Raw genomic sequence first — 1,752 nt, forward strand, 5'->3', positions numbered from 1 at the left:
TTGACATCCTCCCCGCCCTAAAGGACGGGGATTCCTACAGCGTTCAGACCGGAGCCTGACTCGCCTCGGTGGGTTCCTGCTTCAACAGGTGGCCTGACTGCACCATCCCTCCACAGGCAAGCACGGCATGTCCTGCCGCTAAAATGTTACGAGCGCCGTTTACATCAGCGTTCTCGGTATATCCGCATTCAAGGCACTCGAATCTACTTTGTGACAAGCGGTTCTCTTTTGCTGTATGACCACAGCAGGCGCAACGCTGACTGGTATATGCCGGAGGTATCGCCAGAACCTGACCTCCACGCCAGAGCTGCTTATACTCAAGCTGGCGACGCATTTCATACCAGCCCTGATCCAGTATCGAACGGTTCAAGCCTGATTTGGCTCTGACGTTTCGTCCGTGCTGCTCTGACGTACCTTTTGCCGATTTCGACATGTTACTGACCTTCAAGTCCTCAATGACGATCATCGCGTGGTTTTTGCTGATTTTACTGGTGACTTTGTGAAGGTAGTCGCGCCGGATATTGGCAATGTGCGAGTGATGACGCTGGATTTTCCGTTTCTGTTTCTGCCAGTTTGCGCTGAACTTTTCTTTGCGGCTTAACTGGCGCTGGAGCATTGCCAGCTTGCGCTGGTTTGCTTTAAAACTGTTGGCTGGATGGTATACCGTGCCATCAGAAAGCGTTGCTAATTTTGTGACTCCTGCATCCAAGCCAACCATCGACTCAGCATTGTGAACGGGATCAGCCACTTCGTATTCCGTCTGGATACTGACGTACCATTTGCCGCATGACAGGCTGACCGTGACGTTTTTTACTTCGCCGATGACTTCACGGCTATTGCGATAGCGTACCCATCCCAACTTTGGAAGCGATATACGATTGTTGGCCTGATCGAGCTTCACGCCTTGCGGGTAGCGGAATGCATCGTTTTGGCCGCGTTTCTTGAAACGAGGGAATGCAGCACGCTTCCGGAAGAAATTTTTGTAGCCGCGCTCCAGATCTTTCAGTGACTGCTGCAACGGCTGTGATGGCGCGTCTTTTAGCCATTGGGTATCAGGGTGTGATTTCCACTCAATGAGCCATGAAGCCATTTTTGTGTAAGGAATATACTTATTTCCGGCCTCATGATTCTCATTCTGAAGCGCTAACGCACGATTGAAAACGAAGCGACAAGCCCCTGCGAAGCGTCGCATATCACGCTCCTGCTGACCATTTGGTCTTAACTGGAATTTGAAGGCTTGAAGTCGTTTCATGACTATCATTATACTTTGGTCTATGACAAAAGAAACTGATAGTCGACGAGGAAGACACTGCGTTTTCCTGATGCATGTTCACTTGGTATTCGTCGCCAAATATCGACGACAGATATTTGATCTTGATGCCATCGAAAAGCTACGCAGCTACTTTGCCAGCGTATGCGCTGATTTTGATGTTGAACTGGTTGAAATGGACGGCGAATGCGACTATGTGCATTTGCTGATCAATTATCCGCCAAAACTGGCAATATCAAATCTGGTCAACAGTCTTAAAGGCGTGTCCAGCAGGTTGCTTCGCCGTGACCGGCCAGATATCGCCCTACGCTATTACTACAAAGGCGTTCTGTGGACACCGAGTTATTTTGCAAGCAGTTGCGGTGGTGCGCCGATTTCGAACATCCGACAATACATCGAGCAGCAGCAAACACCAAGTTAGTCGGAAAACCGCGCCTTATATCCCCGCCCTGAAGGACGGGGTTTTACGGCGCACCTGATAA

The 1,752-nt window shown here is 50.1% G+C and carries 2 protein-coding genes; one reads left to right on the forward strand and one right to left on the reverse strand.

Annotated elements, in window-relative coordinates:
* Positions 1-43 precede the first annotated feature (43 nt).
* A complete protein-coding gene (locus BBW68_RS09045) occupies positions 44-1,252 on the reverse strand; it encodes an RNA-guided endonuclease InsQ/TnpB family protein (protein ID WP_070135110.1) in 1,209 nt (402 codons plus the stop codon).
* A gap of 22 nt (positions 1,253-1,274) precedes the next feature.
* On the opposite strand from BBW68_RS09045, the gene tnpA reads away from it, so the two are divergent.
* Positions 1,275-1,691: an IS200/IS605 family transposase gene (tnpA, locus tag BBW68_RS09050; RefSeq protein ID WP_070135112.1), complete on the forward strand. Its 417-nt coding sequence runs from the start codon at positions 1,275-1,277 to the stop codon at positions 1,689-1,691.
* Positions 1,692-1,752: the final 61 nt, after the last annotated feature.

Source organism: Candidatus Erwinia dacicola (genome assembly GCF_001756855.1).
Taxonomy (GTDB): Bacteria; Pseudomonadota; Gammaproteobacteria; order Enterobacterales; family Enterobacteriaceae; genus Erwinia; species Erwinia dacicola.